A 24,917-nucleotide genomic window follows, 5' to 3' on the forward strand; every position below is an offset into this window, starting at 1 on the left:
CTGCCATCAGGTGACCGCAGCCCCGGCCGGCCGCTCCCGTCACTTCATCTGCGCCACAGCGGCACCGAGGCCGGCCGCGAGCCGTTCGGCCGCCGCGACGTCCTTGCGGTCGGCGGCCTCCCGGGCGTGGCGCAGTTCCGCGGTGACCTCGGCGGACGCCGCGGAGTCGTCCCGCAGCCGGTCCCAGGCGAGTTCGAGAGCGGTGACGTCGCCCGCGACCGGCCCCTCGGCCCCGGCCGCCGCGTCGATCCCCAACTGCCGTGCCCACAGGGCGAACCGCGCGAGGTCGACCGTCCGCACGGGTTCATGGCGCAGCCGCAGGTCCGAGGTGTTCTGCGCGACCCGCAGCGCGGCGTCCACCGACTCCTCCTCGTCCTTGGCGGCGACGGCCCCGGCGAGCGTGTCGAGATCACGGGTCATCTGACGGTCCAGCAGCTTCGGTACGGCGTCGGAGGCCCGGTACGCCGTCCAGGCGGCCCGCACCGCGCCGAGGTCGGCGTCGGTGACCTCGCCGTCCTGCGCGGCCCGTGCCGCACGGTCGAGCGCGGCCAACCGCGTGGGCAGCGGCCCCTGTTGGGCGTCGGTGGGCACGGCGAGGGACACCGCCTCCAGGTCGCCGCCCTGGCCGCCCGTGGAGAACTCGCCGTAGCCCGGGGCGAAGATCTTGTCCTCGGTCGAGCCGTCCATGTGCACCTCGCGCACGGTGATCGCGCCGTCGACCTTGCCGTACGGCCCGTCGACGGTCCGGTCGACCTCCTTGACGGTGACCTCCTCGAAGACGACGCCGGGCAGGTTCTCCGGCCGGTAGACGTCTCCCTGCTGCGGATCCGCGGGCATGATCATCGCGGCGGGTGCCTCGTCCCGGCCGGCCTGCCACGTGCCCTCCGTGTCCGCGACCACGCCGTCCTCGTAGTTGAAGACGTCCTCGCCGAGGTACCAGACGGAACCGTCGTCGGCCTGGGCGTACCAGTCGAGGGCGACCTCGTGGACACGGCCGGCGGAGTAGGCGACGTACTGCTCGGTCAGCGCGTGGACCGTCTTGCCGTCGAAGGTGATCGTCTTGGTGCCGGGCAGGGTGCTCACCTCGGTGCGGAACACCTCGCCGTCCGCCTGGCCGCCCATGACGACCTGGTCGACCTCGCTGGTGGGGTGCAGGGGGTTGGTGATCCGGGTCGGGTGCGTGAAAGCCGGCTCGGCCAGGTCCACGCGGGCGCTCTCGGGCGCGAGCGGCAGACACTCCTTGCCGGTCTCGCCGGTCGCCTCGTCGACGACGTGCACACAGTCCCCGGCGCCGCCCGTCGGCTCCGTCCCGCCGGCACTCCCGGTGCAGGCGCCGGCCATCAGCACGACGGCACCCACGACGGCTCCCGGCCACAGAATCCTGCGCTGAGTGTTCATGGCGGCCTCCTCGATGCCGATGCCGATTCCGAGTCGATGTCGATGTCGATGTCGATGCCGATGCCGATGCCGATGCCGACGGGTCGAGAGTCCCTCAGGGGCGCTGAACAACCCCTGAACGGTTCTGAACGCTGTGTCAGAGAGGGCTTGAGCGGGAGGTGGAGGAGGGTTGTGGATTCGTGGGCAACGGACGAAAACCCGAGCCCTCAGGCGAACGACCCTCACTCCCCCGCCGATGGCAGAACCACCACGAACCGAGCCCCGCCCAACCCCTCGCTCACCCCGGCCTCCACCCGCCCCCGATGCGCCCCCGCCACCTCCGCGACGATGGCGAGGCCCAGTCCCGCGCCGCCGGCTCCCCTGGCCCGGGACTCGTCCAGTCGTACGAAACGGTCGAAGACCCGGGTCCGTTCGGCGGCCGGGATGCCGGGGCCGTCGTCCTCCACCACCAGCCGGACCCAGCCGTCCCCGGCGTCCGTGAGCTCGAACGCCACCCGGGTGCGGGCGTGCCGGGCGGCGTTCTCGCCCAGGTTGCGGACCAGGCGCCCGAGGGCTTCCGCGTCGCCGGTGACGCGGGCCGCGCCGACCGCCGTGCTGTCGACGCGCGGGGCGGGCGAGGCCGAGCGCAGTCGGCGTACCTCCGCCAGGACCAGGTCGTCCAGGTCGACGGGGCGCCGTCCGCCCTGCAGCAGGGCGCTCTCGTCGGCGCGGGCGAGCAGCAGCAGGTCGTCGACGAGGCGCTGCATGCGTACGGCCTCGTCCAGGACGGTGCCGGCCAGGGAGCCGGTGTCGGACCGCCCGGGGTGGGCGAGGGCGACCTCGGCGTGCTGGCGGACGGTGGCGACGGGTGAGCGCAGCTCGTGCGAGGCGTCGGAGACGAACCGGCGTTGCGCGGCCTCGGCCCGGGCCACCCGGCGCAGCGCCCGGCCCACGGCGATCCAGGTCGCGGCGGCCGCGAGGACGAGCAGCACGGGCAGGCCGATGAGCAGCAGCCAGGTCACCGTGTCCGTGGCCTCGGAGACTCCGGCGGCGTCCCGTCCGTCGAGGACGACCAGGTCGCGGCCGTCGTCCCGGGCGCCGACCGCGACCACCAGGAAGGGGTCGTCGTCCAGCGGGGTGTCGACGGAGGCGCTTCCGCCAGGGGCCAGCCGGGCCAGCGCGGGCTGTCCCGCGACGTTCTCGCTGGCCGCGACGACCGTGCCGTCCGCGGCGATGACCTGCAGGAACTCCTCGTCGGGCGCGGTCACGGTCGGCGCGGGCACGCCGCGGCCGGCCTCGATGACCCGGGCCACGTCCGAGGCCCGCGCCCGGGCGGCGTCCCGTACGTCGTTGCTGAGCTCGGTGCGCAGCCCGACGACCAGTCCGACGCCGGCGGCGACCAGGGCGACGGCGACGGCGAGCACGACGACGACCGTGGCCCGGACCCTTACCGCCCGCAGCCGGCGTTCGTACCGTTCGCCCGCCATGAGGGCACCCGTCACCCGTCGTCGGGCACGAGCCGGTACCCGTGCCCCCGCGAGGTCAGCAGCGACCGCCGTCCGAAGGGCCGGTCGACCTTGTTGCGCAGCCGCCGCACGTACACCTCGACGATGTTCGGGTCGCCCTCGAAGTCGTCGCCCCAGACGTGGTCGAGGATCGTCCGCTTCGTCACCGCCTCCCCGGTCCGCCGCAGCAGGAACTCCAGCACCGCGAACTCCCGCGCGGTGACCTCGATGTCCCGCCCGGCCCTGCTGACCGTGCGGGCCGCCGGATCGAGCCGCAGATCACCCGCGGCGAGCACGACGGGCCGCTCCCGCGCCTCGCGCCGCAGCAGTGCCCGGAGCCGGGCGAGGAGTACGGCGTAGGAGACGGGCTTGGTCAGATAGTCGTCGGCGCCGGTGTCGAGGCCCTCGATCTCGTCCCACTCGCCCTCCTTGGCGGTGAGCATGAGGATCGGCGTCCAGTCGCGCTCGGCGCGCAGGGTGCGGCAGAGGCGGTAGCCGTTGAGCCCGGGCAGCATGACATCGAGGACGATCGCGTCGTAGCTGTTCTCGCGGGCCAGCCACAGCCCGTCCACCCCGTCGAGCGCGACGTCCACGGCGAAGCCCTCGGCCTCCAGGCCGTCCCTGAGCCCGTCCGCGAACCGCTCCTCGTCCTCGACGACCAGCACCCGCATGCCCTCACGCTACGTCCGCGCGGACGAACGGGCCCGGTGTCAGTACGGGAGGATCCGGCCGGAGGGGGTGCGCCGGTCGATCTCGCCCCTGGTGTCGCGGGGAACGGCGGGCCGGCGGGTGACACGCACACGAACGTGGGTCTGGCGGTTCATGGCGCCCTCCTCTTACGTCGGTCCGTTGCGGCCAGCCTGCTCTGCGCAACCTTTCGGCACATCGTGCCCACGGAGGCACTTGTCATGCCTCCGCGGCAGGAGCAACTGCGCGCCGGGCTACTTCCCAGGGAGGACGGAGGCCTCCCCGAGCCGGGCCGGGGAGCGCTGGACCCGGACCGGGAACAGGCGCACGCTCATCAGTAGGACTCCGACCCAGTACGGAAGTGATCTCGATGGAAGACAAGAACTGGACCGTCCGGATCCACATCACCGAGGACGGCGACGACACCCGCGCCGAGGCCGTACTGACCACGCAGGAAACACCGCAGGACATGATGGCCGTCACCGGCCGGGGGGTGGCCCACCGCAATCCGATCGACCGGCCCATCCCCGAGATCGGCGACGAGCTCGCCGCCAGCCGCGCCCTGGAGGACCTCGCCATCAGACTCCACGACATCGCCTCCGACGACATCGTCCAGCTGGCCGGCCCGCTCGACGCTCAGGGAGGCAGCCGGGCGTGGGAGAGGCCCTGAGGGTGTCTCAGGGGGGCCTTTCTAGACGTCCACCCAGCTGTACCGCCGCTCCGGCCGTCCCGCCTGTCCGTAGCGCAGGGACACCTCCGCCTGGCCGGTGACGCTGAAGTGCTCCAGGTAGCGGCGGGCGCTGACCCGTGACACGCCGAGGCGGGCCGCGCACTCGGCGGCGGAGAGGCTGCCGTCGGCCGTGCGCAGCTCGCGTTCGATCAGCTCGGCGGTCTCCACGCTCATCCCCTTGGGCAGGGCGGCCGGTGCGGCGGCCGGTGCCGCGCCCCGCGCCAGTGCCCGGTCCACGTCGGACTGCCCGCTGACCACCGCCGCGTAGAGGTTGCTGCGCCGGGCCGCGTACTGCTCCAGGCGCGCCCGCAGATCCTCGGCGTCGAACGGCTTGAGCAGATAGTCGACGACGCCCTGCCGTACGGCGGCCCTGACCGCGTCCGACTCGCGTGCCGCGCTGATCACCATGACGTCGCAGTCGTGCCCGGCGGTGCGCAGCCGGGGGATGATCTCCAGCCCGAACATGTCGGGGAGATACAGGTCGAGCAGCACCAGGTCCGGTTGCAGCTCGGCCACCGCGGTGAGCGCCTGCTCGCCGCAGTTCGCCGTGCCGATCACCCGGAACCCGGCGACGTCGTTGACGAATCCGCGGTGGATCCGCGCCACCATGAAGTCGTCCTCCACGATCAGCACATCGATCATCGGACCGTCTCCGTCGCTCGGTCGGCCGGACGGCCGACGGACATCCTGGCGGTGAACATGGCGCCCGCCCGTGTGTTGGCCACGGATACCTCACCGCCCCGGCGTTTGCACACCAGCCGGGTCAGGGCCAGGCCGATCCCCCGGTCGCCGCCCTGGGCGGCCTTGGTGGTGAACCCGTGCGAGAACACCTCCTGCGCCAGCTCGGGAGCCACGCCCGGCCCCGAGTCCCGGACCACGATCTCCACGCTGGAGGCGTCCTGGCGCAGTTCGACCTCCACCCACGCGTCATGCCGGTCGTCCCCCGCCACTGCCGCGTCGACCGCGTTGTCCACGAGATTGCCGAGTACGGTCGCCACGTCCGCGGAGTCCGTCGGTGCCAGCCGTTCCAGCGAGGTCCGCTCGGAGATCTTCAGCCGTACCTTGCGTTCCGCGGCGAGCGCCGACTTGGCCAGGAGCAGCGCGGCGACGGCCCGGTCACGGACCCGGCTGGTGATGCTCAGGTCCAGCGACTCACGGTGTTTGCGCAGGGCGCGGACGTACCGTACGACCTCGTCGTGCTCGCCGATCTGGATGAGCCCGGAGATGGTGTGCAGCTGGTTGGAGAACTCGTGGGCCTGGGCGCGCAGCAGCTCGGTGGTGCTGCGGAAGGAGCCCAACTCCCGCTCCAGCTGGGCGAGTTCGGTACGGTCGCGCAGGGTCGTCACGGAGCCGAGGCGGCGGCCGTCCTTGGTGACGTCCATCCGGTTCATGACCAGGACCCGGCCCCGGCGTACGACCACCTCGTCTCGCCGTACGAGATCGCCGGGCTCCCCCTCGGGCGCGGTCCCGGCCAGGACGTCGTACAGCCGTCCCTCTATCCCCAGGTCGGCCAGGCTCATGCCGACGCAGTTCTCGGGGAGGTCGAGGAGCCCGCGGCCGACGGCGTTGACCAGGGTGAGCCGCTGGTGCGGGTCGAGGGCCACCACGCCCTCGGCGATCCCGAACAGCATCGCCTCCCGGTGCTCGGCCAGCCCGGCGATCTCGCGCGGCTCCATGCCGAAGGTCTGCCGTTTGATCCGCCGGGCCAGCAGCCAGGAACCGGCCACTCCGAGGACGCTGGCGACGCCGAGGTAGATGAGCAGATACGACGAGGCGCCCACCAGCCGCTCCCAGACCGAGGGCGAGGCCCGGCCGATCATCACCGTGCCCAGGTGGTCCCCGGCGTGGCCGCCCTCCGCGCCGAGCACCGGCGCCTGGGAGACCAGCTCGGTGATCCCGTTCACCGGCAGCTCGCCGGACCAGCCGCGGCCCTCGGCGGCGTCCACACCGGCGACCGGCAGCCGGGTCCCGAGGAGGGTGGGGTTGGTGGAGGCAACGATCCGGCCGCGGGAGTCGGCGACCGTCGCGGAGGTGACGCCGGACCTGGTAAGCGTGGACTGGAGCAGCGGCGCGAGCATCTCCGCGACGGCGGGCCGGACCAGCTGGGTGCGCACGAGGGGGTTGCCCGCCATCTCCTCGGCGAGCGCGGTGACCCGGCGTCCCTCGACCCGGTCGAAGGTCGCCTTGGACTGCGCCAGCGACACCGCGGCCACGGCGGCCAGCACGATCACGACAATGGCGAGCTGCCATACCAGCAGCTCACCTGCGAGCGTGTGACGGCGCTGCTTCCGCGACGGTGACCGTGACGTTATGACCACTATGAACTCAACCTTCAATGGTCACACAACCGAGACGGGGTGTCTCAGGAACCGCACAATCATGGCGCCGGATCAGGCCGAGCGAAAGAGATGAGCCATGAGAAGTCGACGAGCCGCACTTGTCGGAGCTCTTGCCACCGTGTCGATGATCGCGGTCAGCGCCTGTGGTGCCACCGCCGACAAGGAGGGTTCCGGGAGCGGAGGCGGGGACGGGAAGCCGGTCACCGGACTTCGTCTGATGGTCCCCAACACCCCGGGCAGCGGGTACGACCTCACCGCCCGCACCGTCACCCAGGTCATGCAGGACACCAAGGTCGCCTCCGGTGTGCAGGTGTTCAACCTGCCCGGCGCCAGCGGCACCGTGGGCCTGCAGCGCCTGGTGAACGAGAAGGGCAACGGCAAGATGGCCATGCAGATGGGCCTGGGTGTCGTCGGAGCCTCGTACACCTCGAAGTCCAAGGCGACGCTGACCGACACCACGCCGATCGCCAAGCTGATCGAGGAGGCCGGCGCGATCGTCGTGCCGAAGGACTCCCCGTACAAGTCGATGGACGACCTCGTCACCGCCTGGAAGAAGAACCCCAAGAAGTTCGCCGTGGGCGGCGGTTCGTCGCCGGGCGGGCCCGACCACCTGCTGCCGATGCAGCTGGCGAAGGCCGTCGGCCTCAAGCCGAAGGACGTCAACTACGTCTCCTACGACGGTGGCGGTGAGCTGCTTCCGGCCATCCTCGGCAACAAGATCGCCTTCGGGGCGAGCGGCTTCGGTGAGTTCCTCGACCAGATCGAGGCCGGGCAGGTCCGGGTCCTCGCGGTGACCAGCGAGAAGCCGATCGACGCGCTGAAGGACGCGCCCACGCTCAGGGACCAGGGCATCGACCTGGTCTTCACCAACTGGCGCGGCATCGTCGCCCCTCCGGGCATCACCGACGAGCAGAAGAAGACCTGGGTCGACTCGCTGACCACCATGCACGACTCCAAGGAGTGGAAGGCGCAGCTGGAGAAGAACGGCTGGGTCGACGCCTTCGCCACCGGTGACGAGTTCGGCAGCTATCTGACCGAGCAGGACAAGGCCGTCGCCGACCTGCTGACCGAGCTCGGCCTGGCATGAGTTCGCAGGTGGAGGACCGGACCGCGGAGGAGTCCCGGCCGCCCCGGGAGGGTGGGGACCGCGCACAGTACGGTGTGTGCGCGTTCCTCGCCCTGCTGGGCACCGCGGTGATCGTGGACGCCGTCGGCATCCCGCACATCACCAGCGGCACCGACCCGGTCGGCCCACGCGCGGTGCCGCTGATCCTGGGCGCCCTGCTCGTCCTGCTGGCGGTGCTGTACGCCGTCGACGTGGCCCGGGGCGGCCACGGTGAGCCGGAGGCCGGCGAGGACGTCGACCTGACGGCCGGCAGCGACTGGCGCACCGTGGTGCTGCTGATCGCGGTGTTCCTGGCGAACGCGCTGCTCATCGAGCGGCTCGGCTGGGTGATCAGCGGCGGCCTGCTGTTCTGGGGCACCGCGTTCGCGCTCGGCAACCGCCACTACTTCCGCAACCTGCTGATCGCGACGACGCTCTCCCTGACGACGTTCTACGCGTTCGCGATCGGCCTCGGCGTGAACCTCCCCGCCGGCGTCCTGCAAGGAATCCTGTGAGGCCTGGGCAATGGACAACCTGAACAACCTCATGCAGGGCTTCGCGGACGTCATGGCCCCGCTGAACCTGCTGCTCGCCCTGGTCGGCGTCGTCATCGGCACCGCGGTGGGCGTCCTGCCGGGCATCGGCCCGGCGATGACGGTGGCCCTGCTGCTGCCCGTCACCTACGGCATGGAGCCGGTGCAGGCGTTCATCATGTTCGCCGGCATCTTCTACGGCGGCATGTACGGCGGTTCGACGACATCGATCCTCCTCAACACCCCCGGTGAGTCCTCGTCCGTGGTCACGGCCATCGAGGGCAACAAGATGGCGAAGGCGGGCCGCGCGGCCCAGGCGCTGGCCACGGCGGCGATCGGCTCGTTCGTGGCGGGCACGATCGGCACCCTGCTGCTGGTCTTGATCACCCCGTTCGTGGTGGACTTCGCGGTCAGCCTGGGCGCTCCGGACTACTTCGCGCTGATGCTGCTGTCGTTCATAGCCGTGACGTCGGTGCTGGGCTCGTCCCGCGTCCGGGGCTTCATCTCGCTCCTGCTCGGCCTGACGATCGGCCTGGTCGGCATCGACTCGGTGTCCGGCCAGCAGCGACTCACCCTGGGTGTACCGCAGTTGGCCGACGGCATCGACGTCGTCGTGGTCGCCGTCGGTATCTTCGCGGTCGGCGAGGCGCTGTGGGTGGCCGCGCATCTGCGGCGCAGACCGGCCGAGGTGATCCCGGTCGGCCGCCCGTGGATGGGCCCGAAGGACTGGAAGCGGTCCTGGAAGCCCTGGCTGCGCGGCACGGCGTTCGGCTTCCCGTTCGGCGCGCTGCCGGCCGGTGGCGCGGAGATCCCGACCTTCCTGTCGTACGCCACCGAGAAGCGGCTCACCAAGCACCCCGAGGAGTTCGGCAAGGGCGCGATCGAGGGCGTGGCGGGGCCGGAGGCCGCGAACAACGCGTCGGCGGCGGGCACCCTGGTACCCATGCTGGCTATCGGCCTGCCCACCAACGCCACCGCGGCCGTGATGCTGGCGGCCTTCCAGTCGTACGGCATCCAGCCCGGCCCGCTGCTCTTCGAGCGTGAGGCGAGCCTGGTCTGGGTCCTGATCGCCAGCCTCTTCATCGGCAATCTGCTGCTGTTGCTGCTGAACCTCCCGCTGGCCCCGGCCTGGGCGAAGCTGCTGCAGATCCCGCGGCCGTACCTGTACGCCGGGATCCTGTTCTTCGCCTCGATGGGCGCCTACGCCGTCAACGCGCAGCCGCTCGACCTGTTCCTCCTGCTCGCCCTGGGCCTGCTCGGCTTCGCCATGCGGCGCTTCGGGCTGCCGGTGCTGCCGCTGATCGTCGGTGTGATCCTGGGTCCGCGCGCGGAACTTCAGGGCCGGCGTTCCCTTCAGCTGTCCGGAGGTGAACTGTCAGGGTTGCTGGGCGGCCCGGTGTCGTACACGGTTTACGCGGTGATCGCGCTGGTACTGGTGTGGCCGCTGATAGGCAGGTTCGTCGTACGTCCCCTGCGCGCGCGTAGCGCCGCCTGAGACTTCTGGAGATCGAGATGACCATCCTGGTCGGCTACGTCCCCTCACCCGAGGGCGAGGCGGCCCTGCGGGCGGGGATCGACGAGGCCCGCCGCCGCGCCGAGAAACTGCTGGTCGTGAACACCACCCGGGGCGAGGCCTATGCGGATCCCCGGTTCGCCCAGGAGCCCGACCTGACCCATGTGCGCGAGGACCTCGCGGCACTGGGCGTCGCCTTCGACGTCCGCCAGGTCGTCGGCGCCCGGGACGCCGCCGAGGAGATCATCGACCTCGCGGAGACCATGGGCGCCTCCCTGGTGGTGATCGGTCTGCGCCGCCGCAGCGCGGTCGGCAAGCTGATCATGGGATCGGCGGCCCAGCAGATCCTGCTGGGCGTGGGCTGCCCGGTGCTGGCCGTGAAGGCGGAGGGCTGACATGCTGCTGCGCACCTTCGGCTGGTCGTTCGTCGTCACCGTGCTCGGCCTCGCGTTCGCCGCGTGGCAGTGGGGCTGGGAGGCGTTCGGGATCGTGCTGATCCTGTCGATCCTGGAGATCTCGGTGTCCTTCGACAACGCGGTCGTCAACGCCGGGGTCCTGAAGAAGATGAACGCCTTCTGGCAGCGCATCTTCCTCACCGTCGGCATCGTGATCGCGGTGTTCGGGATGCGGCTGGTGTTCCCGGTGGTGATCGTCGCCATCAGCGCCAAGGTCGGTCCGATCGAGGCGGTCCAGCTCGCCCTGGACGACCCCGACCGCTACCAGGACCTGGTCACCGACGCCCACCCGGCGATCGCGGCCTTCGGCGGCATGTTCCTGCTGATGATCTTCCTGGACTTCATCCTGGAGGACCGCGAGATCAAGTGGCTGGCCTGGCTGGAGCGTCCGCTCGCGAAGCTCGGCAAGATCGACATGCTGTCGGTCTGTGTCGCGCTCATCGCCCTGCTGGCCACGGCGATGACCTTCGCCACCCACGCCCACGTCAGCACGGGCCACGCGGACAAGGCCGGCACCGTCCTGCTTGCCGGAGTCGCCGGCCTGATCACGTACCTGGTGGTCGGCGGCCTCTCCGCGCACTTCGAGCACCGGCTCGAAGAGGAGGAGGAACACGAGCACGAGGAGGCGGAGAAGGCCAGGGCGCAGGGCAAGCCGGTCTCGGCGGTCGCGCTCGCCGGGAAGGCCGCGTTCTTCCTCTTCCTCTACCTGGAGGTCCTGGACGCGTCCTTCTCCTTCGACGGTGTGATCGGCGCCTTCGCCATCACCAACCACATCTTCTGGATGGCGCTGGGCCTCGGCATCGGCGCGATGTACGTCCGCTCGCTCACCGTCTACCTGGTCCGCCAGGGCACCCTCGACGACTACGTCTACCTGGAGCACGGCGCCCACTACGCCATCGGTGCCCTCGCCGCGATCCTGCTGATCACCATCCAGCACGAGATCAGCGAGATCATCACGGGCCTGATCGGCGTCGTCCTGATCGCGGCGTCCTTCCTCGCCTCCGTCCGCCGCAACAGGGCCCTGGAGGCGTCCGGGGAGGGCGAGTTGACGTCGGAGGAGGAGGCCGAGGACGCGGAGGTGACGTCGAAGGCGTGACGGGCCGGGCGGGACACGGGGCGTTCCGGGCACGACACGGGGCGTCCCGGGTGGGACACAAGGCGTGATATGGGACAAACGTGGCCTGCGACATAGTCCTTTTCGCCCGACTATGGCTAGCTGGATGTGCTTGCCTCGCGCACAGCGTCGCGTCATCCGACGCGCCGTCCCTGTCGTCGTCCGCCCGGGAGACCCATGCGCCTGCGCGCCCCCGCCTTTCCGCGAAAAGCCTCACCTTCCCGCGTAGCCTCCGTTCCACCCCTCGCCCTGGCCGGCGGCGCCCTCGCCGTCGGCGTGGGCGGCCTGTATGTCGCCGGGCTGCTGCTCGCGGGCGGCGACATAGATGCCGGCACGACGGTGCGCGGCGTCGACATCGGAGGCCTCAGCCGGGCAGAGGCCGTCCGGAAGCTGGAGGACCGGCTGGACCCGGCCGCCTCCCGCGAGCTGCCCGTGACGGTCGGCGACCGCAAGGGCACGGTCGACCCCAAGCAGGTCGGCATCACCTTCGACTACGAGAAGACCGCCGACCGGGCGTCGCGCACCGAGGACGCCGACCCGTTCACCGTGATCGGCGGCCTCTTCCGCTCCGGCGGCGCCGTCGAACCGGCCGTACGCGTCGACGAGGACAAGGCCCACTCCGGCATGGAGAAGCTGGCGAAGTCGCTCGACACCAAGGTCCGCGACGGCGCCGTCACCTTCGAGGACGGCCAGGTCCGCCGGACCGCCCCGCAGGACGGCCACGCCCTGGACACGGACGCCGCCGTCGACCCCCTGCGCGCCGCCTTCCTGCGCGGCGAGGCCGCTGCGGTCACGGCGCTGCCCGCCCACGAGACCAAGCCGAAGGTCACGTCGGCGGAGGTGGACCGGGCGGTGCGCCAATTCGCGCAGCCCGCGATGTCGGCGCCGGTCATGCTCAGCGCGGCCGGCGAGCGGTTCAGCATCGGCCCTGCGGTCCTCGGCGAGTACCTGACGATGCGGCCCGACGGCTCCGGCAAGCTCGCCCCGAAGCTGGACGCGAAGGGCCTGCGCGCCGCCCCCGCGGTGGCCGAGCCCCTCTCCGAGCTGCCCGCCAGGCCGCAGAACGCCACGCTGAACCTGGACGGCGACCAGGTCGTCGCGGCCGACGACGCCAGGTCCGGCGTACAGATCACCGACCAGGCGCTGAGCCAGGCCGTACTGCCGCTGCTCACCAAGTCGGGCCCCGCCCGCACCGGCGAGGTCGCCGCGCGTGTGGCCCGGCCGCAGGTGACCGCGCAGAACGCCGAGCGGCTGGGCCTGACGGAGAAGCTGTCGTCGTTCACCGTCAACTTCGAGCCGGCGCCGTACCGCACCAAGAACATCGGCCGGGCCGTGGAGCTGATCAACGGCTCCCTCGTCCTGCCGGACAAGACCTGGAGCTTCAACCGGACGGTCGGTGAGCGCACCGAGGCCAACGGCTTCACCGAGGGCGTCATGATCCTGGGCGGCGAGTTCAAGAAGGCGCCCGGCGGCGGTGTGTCGGCGGTCGCCACGACGATCTTCAACGCGATGTTCTTCGCCGGGGTGAAGCCGGTGGAGTACGGCGCCCACTCGTTCTACATCGAGCGCTACCCGGAGGGCCGTGAGGCCACGGTCGCCTGGGGCAGCCTGGACCTGAAGTTCCGCAACGACACCGGCAACGCCGTCTACATCCAGGCCGAGTCCACCGACACCTCGGTCACCATCACCTTCCTCGGGACCAAGAAGTACGACGACATCGAGTCGGTCACGGGGCCGCGCACCAACGTCAAGGAGCCGAAGCGGAAGGTGAGCACCGACAAGAAGTGCGTGCCGCAGACTCCGCTGGAGGGCTTCGACGTCACCGTGCAGCGGGTCTTCTACGCCGACGGCGAAGAGGTGAAGCGGGAGCCGTTCCGCACCCACTACACCCCGCGCGACGAGATCGTCTGCGAGTGACCGGCCCGGCTCCGGGGGCCATGGGACGAGTCACTCGTCGTCGGCCGGGGCCGGCAGGTCCAGCAGTGCCCGCAGCGGAGCCGACGAGTGCGGGCCGGAGCGCCAGACCAGCGCCTTGGCGTAGGGGATGGCGGGTGTCACCGGCACCACGGCGATCCGCGGATCCCGGGTGATGCCGCGGGCCGCGCCCGCCGCGAGGGCGATACCGACCCCGGCGGCGACGAGTTCCAGCTGGAGCGCCACATGGTTGGTGGCGTAGGCGGGCCGGAACGGGACGCCGGCCGCCTCGAAGGCGGTCCGCAGCCGGGAGTGCAGGCCGCTGTCCGGGCCGTAGGTGATCAACGGGACGGCGGAGACCTCGCGCAGGGACAGGGCCGTCTGTCGCGCCTGCGGCCGGCCGGCGCCGACCAGCGCCACGATCTCGTCCCGCACCAGGACCCGGTGCTCCAGCCCCGGCTCCAGTCCCGCAGGGGGCACGGCGACGAACACCGCGTCCAGCGAGCCCTGCCGCACCTGGGGAACCAGCCCGGCGCTCGCCCCCTCCACGAGATCCACGGTGACGCCGGGATACAGCCGGTGGAACGTGCCGAGCAGCGCCGGAAGGCTGCTGCTCTCCACCCCGTCGGCCGCGCCGAGGGAAAGGGCCCCGGTGAGCAGGCCGGAGCGGGCGGCGAACTCGGCCTTGGCGGCGGCCACGGCCGCCGACACCGTACGGGCGTGCGGCATCAGCGCCTCCCCCGCCGCGGTCAGCCGGACGGCCCGCGAGTCCCGCTCGAACAGCGCCTCGCCCAGCTCCCGTTCCAGCGCACGGATCTGCTGGCTGATGGCGGGCTGGGCGACATGGCAGCGGGCCGCGGCCCGGGTGAAGGACTGTTCCTCGGCGACGGCGAGGAAGTATCGCAGCGTTCGCACCTCCATGGACGTCAGTGTATGCGGGATGCATTCGGGATTCTTATGGCTGGGCCAAGAACCAGGTCTTTGACGTATGGCCGCTACGGCGGCACGGTGGAAGCACCCCCGAGGCACACCCCGAGCAAGGAGTTCCGCCATGCCGCTGGTCCGCATCGATCTCGTCAAGGGCCGCACCGACGCCCAGGTCCGTGCCGTCGCCGACGCCGTGCACACGGCCGTCGTCGAGGTGCTGGGCGTCCCCGGGCGCGACCGCTTCCAGATCGTCACCGAGCACGAGGCCGGCCGGGTCATCGCGCTCGACGCCGGACTGGGCTTCGAGCGCGGCGACGACACCGTGATGATCCAGATCTTCACGCAGACCGGCCGCTCGACCGAGGTCAAGCAGCAGTTGTACGCCGCCGTCAACGCCTCCCTGGCGAAGCTGGGGGTGGCCGGCGAGGACGTCTTCATCGGGTACGTCGAGAACACCGCCGCCGACTGGTCCTTCGGCTTCGGCCGGGCCCAGTACATCGAGGGCGACCTGGCGGTCCCCGCCGCGGCGACCGCCGCCCGGTAGCCGTGCCCGGGGGGGGCGGCGGAGTCACCGTCCCACAGCGGACCGCGGTGAAGAGGTCCTCCCGGACACCACGAGCAGCACCGCCGCCCCGAACGCGAACGCCGCCGCCACCAGCATCGTCGGCCGGGGCCCCGACGCATCGGTGAGGAGCCCGCCGATCAGCGCCCCCACACCGATCGCACCGTTGAAGGCCGCCACGTACCAGGACGAGGCCGCCTCGCTCTCCTCCGGAACGACCTGAAGCACCCACGTCTGCAGCCCCACCGGCAGCGTCGCGTACAGCACGCCCCAGCACACCAGCATCGTCACGGCGAGCACGGTGTTCTCGCCGACGGCCCACATCACCGCCAGTACGACGGCCAGCAGCCCGCTGCCGCCGATCAGGCTGCCCCGCAGCGCACGCCCCACCACGGCGCCGGCCGCGAAGTTGCCCACCAGTCCGGCCACGCCGAAGACCAGCAGCAGGACGCCGATCAGCGACGACCGGACACCCGTGATCTCCTCCAGATACGGCGTCACATAGGTGAAGGCCAGGAAGTGGCCGCTCATCACGAGCGTCGTCACCCCGATCGCTGCCAACAGCGCACGGTGGCGCAGGACTTGAAGAAGCACACCGAGGTTCGCGCTGCCCCGGGCCGGCAGCGCCGGCATGAACAGCAGCGCGGCGGCCAGCACCAGCATGCCGAGCAGTCCCACGCACACGAACGCCACATGCCAGCTCGTCGACTGGCCGATCGCCGTGCCGAGCGGCGTGCCCGCGACCGAGGCGAGCGAGATCCCGCCCAGGACGACCGACGTCGCGCGTACGGCGTGCCGTTCGGGCACCAGCCGTACCGCGACCGCCACGGCGATGGACCAGAACACACCGTGGGCCAGCGCCACGATGATGCGGGCGACCAGCAGCAGCGAGTAGGTCGACGCCACCGCCGCGAGCAGATTGCCGGCGACGTAGAAGACCATCAGCGTCACGAGCAGCCACTTGCGGTCCATCCGGCCCGTCAGCGCGGTCAGCGGCGCGGCCGTCGCCGCCGCCACCGCCGCGAAGCCCGTCACCAGAAAGCCCGCCGTGCCGACCGACACCGACGTTCCGTCGGCGATCGCCGGGAGCAGTCCGATCGGCAGGGTCTCCGTCGTGACGAACGAGAAGACGCCGAGGGCCAGACCTGCCACCGCCAGCCAGCCGCGCAGCGCCGATTCTCTCGGCGGTGCGGACTCCGGCGCCGTCCGACTGGTCACGCTGTGGGACATCAATACTCCCCGGGGAAATATTACTGAGTTGAATTCTTCCGCGAATTACTCTGGGAACTCACTCAGACAATTACGACGGGGCCATCATCGCGTGTGCGCGGCTTGTCCAGGAAGTGTTTCCTCATCATGGTGGTGGAGCCACCACCCAGCACAAACCTCCTGGTAGTCGGCCTGATGGTGCTGGGAACAACCGGATGAATCCACCCCGGCAAGACGCGTACGGGTCGGGTAACTTGCGTCACCCCGACCCCCATTTCCCTGAGGAGTAGAAACGTGTCGACGGACCGAATGAGTGCGCCGGGGCGTGCCCGGGTGGCTCGCCTCAACACGCTCACCGGGCTGCGTTTTCCAGCTGCATTCGTGGTGTTTCTTTACCACGCGGCGCTGCTCGGTTTCCTCGGCGTTCCCTGGATCAGCCACGAGAACGTGCTCGACTACTACCGCACCGTGCACCACGCCGGTTCCCTCGGCGTCAGCTTCTTCTTCGTGCTCAGCGGTTTCGTCCTGACCTGGTCGGCCCGGGACACGGACACCGCGCGGCGCTTCTGGCGCCGCCGGTTCCTCAAGATCGTCCCCAACTATGTCGTGGTCTGGGTGCTGGCGATGGTCGTCTTCGCCGCACCTGTCACCGACATGAAGATCGGGCTGCTCAACCTCTTCATGCTCCAGGTCTACTACCCGGACTTCGCCGTCAACTTCGGTGTGAACCCGGCCGGTTGGTCGCTGGCCGTCGAGGCGATCTTCTATCTGTCCTTCCCGGTCCTGCTGCACCTGGCCAAGAAGATCCCGGCCAACCGGATCAACCTCTGGGTCGCGATCGTCGCCCTCGGCATCGTCGCCACACCGTTCCTGTCCACCCAGCTCGTCCCGGCCGGCTCCGTGTTCATGCCCATGGAGCCCTCGACCTCGGTCAACCAGTACTTCTTCTCGTACATCCTGCCGTTCCCGCGGGTACTGGACTTCGCCCTCGGCATCCTCGTGGCCCGCTCGGTGCTTTCGGGGCGCTGGCGCGACATCGGCATGATCTGGTCCGGTGTGCTGCTCGTCGCCGGCTATGCGCTCGGCTACTTCACGCCGTACATCTACTCGTCGCGGGCCGTCTGCGTCGTCCCGGCCGCCCTGCTGATCGCCGCGGGCGCCATCGCCGACGACGAGGGCCGCTTCACCCTCTTCCGCAACCGGGTGATGGTCTGGCTCGGCGACATCTCCTTCGCCTTCTACCTCGTGCACTTCACGGTGGTGCAGGCCGTGTGGCAGTTACTGGGCAGCAAGTCGTACACCGCACCGCAGGCCGCGGGCCTGATGGTGCTCTGCCTCGGCGCCTCGGTCCTCGTCTCCTGGGCGCTGTACGACCTGATCGAGCGCCCGATCACCCGGCGCTGGTCCAACCCGAAGAAGAAGGAGAAGGGGACGGAGACGGAGACGGAGAACGCGAAGGGGACGGAGACGGGCCGACAGTGGCCGGTGCCCGCCGGGCCCCAGCCGGTCGCCGCCCAGCGAGCCGACAACGAGATCTGACCCACCCCGCGCGACGGACGGGGTCATACAACGACCGCCTGTTCCCTCCGGCCTTGACCGGAGGGAACAGGCGGTCGCCACGTCAACGGCCCGCGAGGCCCGCCGCCGCCCGCAGACCCGCCGCCGTCGAGAAGTACCCGAAGAGCGCGCCGCCGGGCTCCATCGCCTGCGACTCGTCCAGGCCGCCGAGGTGCACCGGGACGAAGCCCGCGTCGCGCACCAGGTCCTCCGTGATCCGCAGGGCGTCCGGATCGTCCGCGGCGACCGCCATTCCCCAGAAGTGCCGCTGCCGGGTGCCGCGCGGCCACAGCAGTTCGTCGGGGAAGTGGCCGAACGCCCGTGCCACCGAGCTGTTCGGCAGCCGCTTCGCCGACCAGCTGCCCTGGGTCATCCCCGCGCCCAGCTCGGACACGAACAGCCCCTCCGCCGAGACCCCGACCGGGCTCGTCGCGTCGATCACGGTCTTCCCGGCCAGCCGGTCCGCCACCTGGTCCAGCAGCTCCGTGAGGGCCGGGTGCGGTACGGAGAGCAGCACCACGTCACTCGCCTCGGCCGCGTCGGCGTACGTCGCCGCCCGCGCCCGCTCGCCGAGCGGCTCGACGAACGACGCGAGCCGCTCCGGGGTCCGGGAGCCGAAGGTCACGGTGTGACCGGCGGCCAGCCAGTGCCGGCCGAGGGGGCGGCCGATGTTGCCCGCGCCGAGGACGCAGATGCGCAGCGGGATGGGTGGGGTGGTGGATGCGGTGGTGGGTGCGGTCATCGTCGGTTCCTTGATCTCTGTGAGGGGTCACGGCGGCGAACGGCAACAGCCGCCGGACATGCATGACGGCCGCCGGTCTTCGCACACCGACGGCCGGCACAGCGAGCCATCAGGGCCCTAGCCGGGGAGGACCTCCGGCCACCGAAGAGCCGTGGAGCCCCAGGTCACGCCGCCGCCGAAGGCGCTCATCAGCACGCGGTCGCCCGGCGTGAGCCGCCCGGCGGCGACGGCGTCGCCCAGCGCCAGCGGGATGGAGGCGGCCGATGTGTTGCCCACGCGGTCGAGGTTGACGACCGTCCGTTCCCGGTCCATCCCCAGCTGGTCGGCGACGGCGTGCAGGATCCGTACGTTCGCCTGGTGGCCGACGAACCAGTCCACCGACTCCGGCGTCCACCCGGCGCGGTCGAGCATGGCCCGGGAGGAGGCCGCCATCCTGGTCACGGCGTGCCGGAAGACGGGCTTGCCGTCCATGTGGAAGTAGGTGTCGGCGGAACGGGCACCGGAGGCGTCGGCCGCGGCGGACGGCTGCCGGGAACCGCCGGCCGGGACGATGATGGCGTCCTTGAGCGAGCCGTCGCTGCCCAGGTCGTGCCCGAGGAGCGCGCCCGGCTCGTCGGGCTCGCCGGCCCGCAGCACCACGGCCCCGGCGCCGTCGCCGAAGATGACCGAGGTGGTGCGGTCCTCGGGGTTGAGGATCGTGGAGTAGGTCTCCGCCCCGATGACCAGGGCGCGTTCGGCGATACCGACCGCGATGGCGCCCGCTGCGGACGCCAGGGCGTAGACGAACCCGCTGCACACCGCGGCGATGTCGTACGCGGGGACGGTGCCCAGGCCCAGCCGGGAGGCGACGTCGGGGGCCGTGGCCGGGCAGGAGTGGTCCGGCGTGGTCGTGGCGAGGACGACCAGGTCGACGTCGCCGGAGCCGGCCGACTTCAGCGCCCGTTCGCCCGCCTCGACGGCCAGGTCGCTGGTGGCGGTGCCGGGTTCGGCCCAGTGGCGCTGGGTGATGCCGGTCCGGGTGCGGATCCACTCGTCGGAGGTGTCCATGGTCCGGGAGAGATCGTCGTTCGTGACGACGCGGGGCGGGGTGTACGTCCCGAGCCCGGTGAGGACCGCTGCTCTGCTCATGACGCCGCCTCGCTCACGAGGGGTCCGTGGGACAACACGAATACCAAGAGGGGCCTCCCTGATTACCGGTGCCGGAGGTCGCGGCCGGGCCACTGGAAGGGGCCTCCCCTCCGGTCGGGGGAGAGCGGGAGGGGAGGCCCTGTGGCCAGGTGTGATCGGCGCACGATCGAAGACGTACCTGACGTGTACGACGATTCTCCGACGGCCGGACGGGACGCTGCCAGACCGTACGGGCCCTGTGGGTGGCACCGGTGGTGGCGGGAGCACCACCCTTCTCCGGCCGGGCCGGACCCGGCCGGACCCGGCCGTGCGAGGGGCTACTTCCAGCCCGACGGCGCGCCGGCCCCGGGCGGCAGATACACGAGGAGGCGGGAGCAGGCGGCCTCACAGAGGTCCATGGTGAACAGCGTGAAAGGGGCACGGCTCGCGCCGAGATGGTCCAGCCGGACGGTCGTCGAGGTGCACTCCTCGACCTCGTGCCGGTCCCAGATCTCGGCGAACTCGTCGCTGTCCTGGGCGAGTTGGTCCGCCATCCGCTCGTAGCGCGGGTCGTCGGGGAGGTACGACGCCTGCAGGCGGAAGCGGGCGGTCATCCGGCGGGCCACGCGCGGCAGATCGCGATAGCGGCGGCCGTGGGATCCGGTGAACAGACTGATCAGGAAGTTCTCGTTGCCGGCCTGGCCCAGGTGCAGCACGCCGGCCGCCTCCTCGTTGACCGCGAGGACGTCCCAGTAGCGGTCGATGACACACGCCGGCCCCAGTAACTGGGTGTCGACCATCCGTTGGAGGATCTCGGCGTCGGGCGGGCCCGCGCATGCCTCCGACAGCGGAGGGTTCGCGTCTGCGAGCCGGTACAGATGGACGCGTTCCAACTCGGTGAGACGTAACGCGCGGCTGATCGCGTCGAGGATGCCGTCCGAGACCCTGATGGGACGGCCCTGTTCCAGCCACGCGTACCAGGAGGCGCTCACCCCGGCCAGGACGGCGACCTCTTCCCGGCGTAAGCCCGCACGGGTGCGACCGCCTGCCGAGGCCATGCCGACCTCGTCCGGAGAGAGCGCGGCGCGGCGGCTGCGCAGGAAGTGGGTCAGCGCGCTGCGCCGCTTTGTTCTGCTTTCGCTCACAGATGACGTGGTGCTCATGTCCACTCAAGGTAGATGGCCCGAACACGCAATGTCAGCGGCGAGGATCACACGGCGGGCGCGGTTTACCCAGGCAGTGGGGCCGCACCCGGCGGTGTGGCCGCACCCGTCGGGCGTGGCTACGCCGGGAGGTCGGCGGACGCCTGCATCAGCGCCCATCCCAACTCCTCGAAGAACAGCTCCTTGTGCTCCTTGTGGAAGAAGTGCCCCCCGGGCATGGTCCGCAGCGAGAAGGTTCCTTCGGCGTGCCGGTTCCAGGCCGCCGCGTGGGCGGTGGGGACCAGCGCGTCGCCCCTGCCGTGCAGGACGTGGACCGGGCAGGAGAGGGGTCGCTCGCTCTCCACCGGATGCCGGTAGGTGGCGCTGACGAGCAGGTCCTGCCGCAGCCGCTGCATGACGGCCGACATCCGCCCGGGGTTCTCCCGCAGCAGCCGCCCGGCTCCGCCGAGGCCCAGCAGCAGCTCCAGGGTGGCGCCGTCCGACGGCTCCACGATCGAGTCCGGCGGGGGCAGATGGGGCGCGCGGTGGGCGGCGGCCACGAAGCAGGCGGGCGGGCGGCGGCCCTCGGCGAGCCGGCGCTGCGCGACTCCGTAGGCGATCAGCGAGCCCATGCTGTGGCCGTAGAAGGCGTACGGCTCGTCGAGGGCGGGCGCGAGCTGCCGTGTCACCTCGTGCACCAGGTCGTCCATGGTGCTGACGGCGCCGTCGGCGCCGGCCGGGGCAGCCGACCGCGGGGGCAACGACACCGGCACCACCTCGACCTCGCGCCCGAGCCACTGCCCCCAGCCCGCGAACGACCAGGCGCTGCCGCCCGCGTGGTGGAAGCAGAACAGGCGCAGCCTGCGTGAGCCACCCCGTACCGCGCCGCGCCGGGCCGCACCGGCGTCGACGCCTCGTGCCGTACCTCCCGCGATGTTCCCTGTCATATGGGCCATGGCCGCCACCCTGCCGCCGACGCCGAAGCGGAGGAAGTGTGTGTCGAACCGGGTGGCACCACCACCCGTAGTACCCACTGCCGGGGCCACCGATATTCGGCCGAAATCAGGCTGCCGAAAATCGCCGTCAAAATTGAGTCAACGGATCTCCGCCTCTTTGAATGTTGCAGTACGGTCTCGCTTCGGGAATCTCTCACGCCCAAAGAGAAGGGTCGGTACATGCAGTCGAATGCATCCTCCAATGCATCCGGAATGTTACGCCGCCAGAAGCTGCGTCATTTCCTGCGGGCGCGCCGCGCACAGCTGTCCCCGGAAGAAGTCGGTCTGGTGAACGTGAATCGACGACGCACCCCCGGACTGCGCCGCGAGGAGGTCGCGGCCCTCGCCGGAGTCGGTGTGTCCTGGTACACCTGGCTGGAACAGGGCCGGGACATCAACGTCTCCGAGGGAATCGTGAACGCCGTCAGCACCGCACTGCGGCTGAAGGGCTGTGAGCGCGAGTACTTCTTCCGGCTGGCCGGACACAACCCGCCGCAACGCACGGCCGACGACCGACAGGACAACACGTACGCCCGGATGTCGGCGCTGGTCGAGAGCTGGTCCTTCCACCCCGCCTACATCACCAACCGGTACGGCGGTATCGAACTGGCCAACCATTGTGCCCGGTTGCTGTTCCGTGTCAAAGCCAGCGGAGACAGCTGCCTGGAGAAGTTCTTCACCGAGACGGACACCCGCGCGAAGTATCCGGAGACCGAAGCGGTGGCGCGCGGTCTGGTCGCCCAGTTCCGGGCGCAGTCGGCCCGGTTCCCGGACGATCCGGAATTCGAGCGAATAGCGAGGCAACTGTGCCGGACGAGCCCCAAATTCGCTGAACTGTGGAACTGCCACGAGGTCGACGACCCGCACCGGAACGTGCGTAAGATCGCCCACCCCAAGACCGGGGTCATGGTCTTCGACCGGGTGGTGATGCAGGTGCCGGAGCAGCCGGAGTCCCTCCTGACCTTGTACATCGCCCAGCCCGCCGCCGCAGCGGCCATACGCTCACGGATGCGCGGCAGCCAAGCCGCCTGATCCGCCCCCTGGTGCAACCGGACGCCGGTACGGGACACCGGCGCATCCGGTTCCACCTCATGATGGTGTTCTCACCACCACCATGAAGAAACACTTCCTCCGTCCGCGCCAGGATCCCAGAATTGCATCCGTGGGACGCAGCGGAATTCAAACCACTGAATTCAGGTCGCCCTTACCGGCGACGCACGGAGGAAGAAAATGGGTAACTCGATCGTCAGTCGCATCATCGTGACCCTGACGGAACTGAACGTGCCGACGGACGGCATCACACCGGACATGACATTCGAGGCCATGGAGATCGACTCCCTGCTCCTCGAAGAACTCGCCCTGCGTCTGCAGAAATCCTTCGGTATTGAGATCGAGACGGGTGAACTCGTCCCCGAGCAGACCGTCGCCGAAGCAGCCGCGGTTCTCATGACCAAGGGTGTCGCCGTAGCCTGACGCGCTCCGCGCCTCGAACCCCGCGCGCCGTCCGCACATTCTCGCCATTCTTCGCGCCGACTCGGCGGAGGAAACGCCTGTGCCCGGCCTCTCGACCGGCCGTGCCGTCACACATGTGTCACATGCAATCAATCGAAGGGAAACCCATGTCCGCCAGCCTGCTCATCCTCAACGAAGTCCGCGTGGCGCCCGGCAAGTTGGAAGATGTCCTGGCCCGCTGGAGCGAGCTGAACCAGAAGGATCCGGTGGCCGGCCGCACGTTGTTCCGCAGCCCGGACGGCGACACGGTTCTTGAGATCACGCCCGTCCAGGACTTCTCCGAATTGGAAGCGCTTTCCTCCGGGTGGCGGAATCTGTGGGACACCATCTCGGCGGATCTCGTCACCGACTTCCGGCGCCAGCTCCTGGAGTTCGTCGAGGCCCCGAAGGACACCGCCGACCCGCTGCCGCAGACGCCGTACGTCCAGCTGCGGTACATCGAGGTGAAGCCGGGTGAGTACACGGCGTACCGCGAATGGCGCGAGAACACGATCTTCGACGTCGTCCGCCGCGCCGAGCCGGTGACCACGTTCCTCGCCTACCACACCCTGCTCAGCACACAGCCGGGTGTGATGTTCGTGGCCGGCTTCGAGTGCGAGCCGGAGGAGTACCAGAAGACCTTCACCTCGCCCGAGTACCAGGGCATAGTCCAGCAGGCCGGAAACCGCTTCATCGTCGGCGGCGAGAGCGGCCTGTACACCCGCGTCTACCAGCGCGCCGATGTCTGAGATCACGACCACGGCCTGGACCGCCACCCCGGGCGTGACGGAGACCCACGAGCTCAGCCTCACCACTCAGGGCCCGCTCTACCCGCCGAGCGAAGTCATGGACGCCGACGGCGACTTCGTGGTGGTCGGGATGATCAACCGGACCACCCGGGAGGGCGCGACCGAGCCCGAGTGGGGCGCGGCCGTCGTCTCCCCGGACAGCCCGCTGCCCGAGTTCGGCACGCTCGCCCCGTACACCGTGCTGCGCGAGCTGGACACCGACCCCGACGGGGCCGACCGGGACCTCGTCCTGCACACGCTTCCGCTGCCCCTGCCGTGCAACAACTACCCCATGGTGTTCGCACCCGAGCAGTCGCCGGACGCCCATCGGGTCGAGCGGCCCAGTCACGCCTTCCACGAGGTGCCCATCCCGGATCTGCGCCCCGAGGACGGCCCCAAGGTCACCGAGCCGGTCACGCTCGGCGCGTGGCTGCGGGCAAGCGGCACCCTGGAGGTCGGGGTCACCCCCGACGGGCACCGCGGGACGTTCGACTTCGCGTTCTCCCGGCTCGTACCGAACAGCGTCTACACCGTGATGTCGCTGCGCGCCCGCGACCTGGACCCCGCCGGGCCGACCCGCCCGGGTCCGCTCGGAGTGCCGAACGTCTTCACCACCGACGCCGAGGGCAACGGCCGCTACCACGCCACCATGCCGGACCCGTTCCCGGACCCGGAGCGGTCCGGGGCCAACCGGATCATCAACGTCGTCGTGCTCTGGATGAGCTACCGGCGCAGCTACGGCGGCGCCATCGGCGAGTTCGGCCTCGGCGGCGACATCCACGCCCATCTCAAGCTGCGCGGCGCGTCCTTCCAGAACCTGCGGACGACCGCCGCCCCGCAGTCCTGACCCGCCGCACACCCACCCGCGTTCAGTACGTTCAGTACGTTCAGTACGAGAGAGGTCCCATGCCCATCATCTCCGTCACCACCTGGGACGGTCAGGACGACGCCCGGACCCAGGAACTCATGGAAGAGCTGACCCGGACCGTCCGGCGGGTCACCGGAGCTCCCCTGGACAAGATCACCGTCTATGTCCAGGAGGTGCCGCGCAACCGCTGGGCGGAGGGCGGGGCCCTGGGCAGCGACCCCAAGTTCGCGGAACTGAGCCGGCGGCTCTCCGAGTGA

25 protein-coding genes are annotated in these 24,917 nt (G+C 70.5%); 14 read left to right on the forward strand and 11 right to left on the reverse strand.

All coding sequences use genetic code 11. The features are described from left to right. Window positions 1-39: 39 nt before the first annotated feature. The 3 genes from ACFWYS_RS09470 to ACFWYS_RS09480 form a co-directional block, all read right to left on the reverse strand. Entirely contained in the window at window positions 40-1,398 is a 1,359-nt protein-coding gene (locus ACFWYS_RS09470) for a hypothetical protein (RefSeq protein WP_384765332.1), read from the reverse strand. A 221-nt stretch (window positions 1,399-1,619) separates the two neighbouring features. Next, a complete protein-coding gene (locus tag ACFWYS_RS09475) occupies window positions 1,620-2,864 on the reverse strand; it encodes a sensor histidine kinase (protein WP_384765334.1) in 1,245 nt (414 codons plus the stop codon). Between the two features lie 11 nt (window positions 2,865-2,875). Continuing rightward, window positions 2,876-3,553 carry a response regulator transcription factor gene (locus tag ACFWYS_RS09480; RefSeq protein WP_384765336.1) on the reverse strand — a complete coding sequence of 226 codons (678 nt, stop codon included), beginning with the start codon at window positions 3,551-3,553 and terminating at the stop codon, window positions 2,876-2,878. Window positions 3,554-3,939: 386 nt separating this feature from the next. On the opposite strand from ACFWYS_RS09480, the gene ACFWYS_RS09485 reads away from it, so the two are divergent. Further along, on the forward strand, window positions 3,940-4,239 hold the full coding sequence (locus tag ACFWYS_RS09485; protein ID WP_384765338.1) for a DUF1876 domain-containing protein: 300 nt from the start codon (window positions 3,940-3,942) through the stop codon (window positions 4,237-4,239). 21 nt (window positions 4,240-4,260) lie between these two features. Here ACFWYS_RS09485 and ACFWYS_RS09490 read toward each other — a convergent pair whose 3' ends face one another. After that, window positions 4,261-4,941, reverse strand: coding sequence for a response regulator (locus ACFWYS_RS09490; RefSeq protein WP_384765340.1), 681 nt, complete (start codon window positions 4,939-4,941; stop codon window positions 4,261-4,263). Then, window positions 4,938-6,617, reverse strand: a complete 1,680-nt coding sequence (locus ACFWYS_RS09495; RefSeq protein ID WP_384765342.1) for an ATP-binding protein — start codon at window positions 6,615-6,617, stop codon at window positions 4,938-4,940. Before ACFWYS_RS09495 ends, ACFWYS_RS09490 begins: the two co-directional genes overlap by 4 nt. A 145-nt stretch (window positions 6,618-6,762) precedes the next feature. Here ACFWYS_RS09495 and ACFWYS_RS09500 point away from each other — a divergent pair, with 145 nt between their 5' ends. The 6 genes from ACFWYS_RS09500 to ACFWYS_RS09525 all read left to right on the forward strand — a co-directional run bounded on the left by ACFWYS_RS09500 (window position 6,763) and on the right by ACFWYS_RS09525 (window position 13,275). Beyond that, the gene (locus ACFWYS_RS09500; RefSeq protein ID WP_384765517.1) at window positions 6,763-7,725 is read left to right on the forward strand and encodes a Bug family tripartite tricarboxylate transporter substrate binding protein; all 963 of its coding nucleotides are present in this window, start codon (window positions 6,763-6,765) and stop codon (window positions 7,723-7,725) included. After that, window positions 7,722-8,258, forward strand: a complete 537-nt coding sequence (locus ACFWYS_RS09505; RefSeq protein ID WP_384765344.1) for a tripartite tricarboxylate transporter TctB family protein — start codon at window positions 7,722-7,724, stop codon at window positions 8,256-8,258. The genes ACFWYS_RS09500 and ACFWYS_RS09505 overlap by 4 nt, the downstream gene beginning before the upstream one ends. Before the next feature lie 10 nt (window positions 8,259-8,268). After that, window positions 8,269-9,771: a tripartite tricarboxylate transporter permease gene (locus ACFWYS_RS09510; protein ID WP_384765346.1), complete on the forward strand. Its 1,503-nt coding sequence runs from the start codon at window positions 8,269-8,271 to the stop codon at window positions 9,769-9,771. A 17-nt stretch (window positions 9,772-9,788) separates the two neighbouring features. Beyond that, window positions 9,789-10,184 carry a universal stress protein gene (locus ACFWYS_RS09515; RefSeq protein WP_384765348.1) on the forward strand — a complete coding sequence of 132 codons (396 nt, stop codon included), beginning with the start codon at window positions 9,789-9,791 and terminating at the stop codon, window positions 10,182-10,184. Window position 10,185: 1 nt separating this feature from the next. Further along, a complete protein-coding gene (locus ACFWYS_RS09520; RefSeq protein ID WP_384765350.1) occupies window positions 10,186-11,340 on the forward strand; it encodes a DUF475 domain-containing protein in 1,155 nt (384 codons plus the stop codon). 195 nt (window positions 11,341-11,535) lie between these two features. Further along, window positions 11,536-13,275, forward strand: coding sequence for a VanW family protein (locus tag ACFWYS_RS09525; RefSeq protein ID WP_384765352.1), 1,740 nt, complete (start codon window positions 11,536-11,538; stop codon window positions 13,273-13,275). A gap of 30 nt (window positions 13,276-13,305) precedes the next feature. On the opposite strand, the gene ACFWYS_RS09530 is transcribed toward ACFWYS_RS09525, so the two are convergent. Then, entirely contained in the window at window positions 13,306-14,193 is an 888-nt protein-coding gene (locus ACFWYS_RS09530; RefSeq protein ID WP_384765354.1) for a LysR family transcriptional regulator, read from the reverse strand. 130 nt (window positions 14,194-14,323) lie between these two features. Here ACFWYS_RS09530 and ACFWYS_RS09535 point away from each other — a divergent pair, with 130 nt between their 5' ends. Then, the gene (locus ACFWYS_RS09535; RefSeq protein ID WP_384765356.1) at window positions 14,324-14,743 is read left to right on the forward strand and encodes a tautomerase family protein; all 420 of its coding nucleotides are present in this window, start codon (window positions 14,324-14,326) and stop codon (window positions 14,741-14,743) included. Between the two features lie 24 nt (window positions 14,744-14,767). Here the strand turns inward: ACFWYS_RS09535 and ACFWYS_RS09540 are convergent, their stop codons facing one another. Then, window positions 14,768-15,991, reverse strand: coding sequence for an MFS transporter (locus ACFWYS_RS09540; protein WP_384765357.1), 1,224 nt, complete (start codon window positions 15,989-15,991; stop codon window positions 14,768-14,770). A gap of 273 nt (window positions 15,992-16,264) precedes the next feature. On the opposite strand from ACFWYS_RS09540, the gene ACFWYS_RS09545 reads away from it, so the two are divergent. Beyond that, window positions 16,265-17,509: an acyltransferase family protein gene (locus ACFWYS_RS09545; RefSeq protein WP_384765359.1), complete on the forward strand. Its 1,245-nt coding sequence runs from the start codon at window positions 16,265-16,267 to the stop codon at window positions 17,507-17,509. Between the two features lie 82 nt (window positions 17,510-17,591). On the opposite strand, the gene ACFWYS_RS09550 is transcribed toward ACFWYS_RS09545, so the two are convergent. The 4 genes from ACFWYS_RS09550 to ACFWYS_RS09565 form a co-directional block, all read right to left on the reverse strand. After that, on the reverse strand, window positions 17,592-18,269 hold the full coding sequence (locus ACFWYS_RS09550; RefSeq protein ID WP_384765361.1) for an NADPH-dependent F420 reductase: 678 nt from the start codon (window positions 18,267-18,269) through the stop codon (window positions 17,592-17,594). A 117-nt stretch (window positions 18,270-18,386) separates the two neighbouring features. After that, window positions 18,387-19,397: a beta-ketoacyl-ACP synthase III gene (locus ACFWYS_RS09555; protein ID WP_384765363.1), complete on the reverse strand. Its 1,011-nt coding sequence runs from the start codon at window positions 19,395-19,397 to the stop codon at window positions 18,387-18,389. A gap of 317 nt (window positions 19,398-19,714) precedes the next feature. Beyond that, the gene (locus ACFWYS_RS09560; protein WP_384765365.1) at window positions 19,715-20,521 is read right to left on the reverse strand and encodes a helix-turn-helix transcriptional regulator; all 807 of its coding nucleotides are present in this window, start codon (window positions 20,519-20,521) and stop codon (window positions 19,715-19,717) included. A 137-nt stretch (window positions 20,522-20,658) separates the two neighbouring features. After that, a complete protein-coding gene (locus ACFWYS_RS09565; RefSeq protein ID WP_384765366.1) occupies window positions 20,659-21,474 on the reverse strand; it encodes a thioesterase II family protein in 816 nt (271 codons plus the stop codon). Between the two features lie 252 nt (window positions 21,475-21,726). Here ACFWYS_RS09565 and ACFWYS_RS09570 point away from each other — a divergent pair, with 252 nt between their 5' ends. From ACFWYS_RS09570 to ACFWYS_RS09590, 5 genes are all read left to right on the forward strand, one after another. After that, window positions 21,727-22,545, forward strand: coding sequence for a helix-turn-helix transcriptional regulator (locus ACFWYS_RS09570; protein ID WP_384765368.1), 819 nt, complete (start codon window positions 21,727-21,729; stop codon window positions 22,543-22,545). Between the two features lie 198 nt (window positions 22,546-22,743). Further along, window positions 22,744-22,986, forward strand: a complete 243-nt coding sequence (locus ACFWYS_RS09575) for a phosphopantetheine-binding protein (protein ID WP_384765370.1) — start codon at window positions 22,744-22,746, stop codon at window positions 22,984-22,986. A gap of 146 nt (window positions 22,987-23,132) precedes the next feature. After that, the gene (locus ACFWYS_RS09580) at window positions 23,133-23,753 is read left to right on the forward strand and encodes a hypothetical protein (protein ID WP_384765372.1); all 621 of its coding nucleotides are present in this window, start codon (window positions 23,133-23,135) and stop codon (window positions 23,751-23,753) included. After that, window positions 23,746-24,639: a hypothetical protein gene (locus ACFWYS_RS09585; RefSeq protein ID WP_384765374.1), complete on the forward strand. Its 894-nt coding sequence runs from the start codon at window positions 23,746-23,748 to the stop codon at window positions 24,637-24,639. Before ACFWYS_RS09580 ends, ACFWYS_RS09585 begins: the two co-directional genes overlap by 8 nt. Window positions 24,640-24,698: 59 nt before the next feature. Continuing rightward, window positions 24,699-24,917 carry a 4-oxalocrotonate tautomerase family protein gene (locus ACFWYS_RS09590; RefSeq protein WP_384765376.1) on the forward strand — a complete coding sequence of 73 codons (219 nt, stop codon included), beginning with the start codon at window positions 24,699-24,701 and terminating at the stop codon, window positions 24,915-24,917.

It is taken from the genome of Streptomyces sp. NPDC059010 (assembly GCF_042740355.1).
Classification (GTDB): domain Bacteria; phylum Actinomycetota; class Actinomycetes; order Streptomycetales; family Streptomycetaceae; genus Streptomyces.